Annotated in this window: 1 pseudogene; it reads right to left on the bottom strand. The window is 64.9% G+C overall.

Annotated elements, in window-relative coordinates:
• Window positions 1–333: pseudogene (locus CWM61_RS28660) on the bottom strand (oxaloacetate decarboxylase); the annotation flags it as partial.

Genomic DNA, 333 nt, shown 5'->3' with positions numbered 1-333 from the left:
CCACCCCGGCTTCAATGGCTTTCAGCAGGGCCATCTCCGCCATCCCGGTGGTGGCATGACAGTGCAGGTGCAGGGTGACGTCATAGCGCTTCTTGATTTCGCTGACCAACTCAAAGGCGGCATGCGGCGTCAGAATGCCGGACATGTCCTTGATGGCGATGGAATCAACGCCGGTCTCCAGCAGCTGTTCGGTGAGGTCGAGCCAGGTCTGCAGGGTGTGCGCCGGGCTGGTGGTGTAGCTGAGGGTGCCCTGGGCGTGGGCGCCGTGGCGGCGGACCGCCTGCAGGGCGGCCTGCATGTTGCGCGGGTCGTTCATGGCATCGAAGACGCGGA

The sequence above is a fragment of the Klebsiella sp. K-Nf6 genome (genome assembly GCF_002806655.1).
Taxonomy (GTDB): domain Bacteria; phylum Pseudomonadota; class Gammaproteobacteria; order Enterobacterales; family Enterobacteriaceae; genus Klebsiella; species Klebsiella variicola.
The sequence above is the reverse complement of the archived record's forward strand: the minus strand, read 5'-3'. Positions and strand labels throughout refer to the sequence as shown.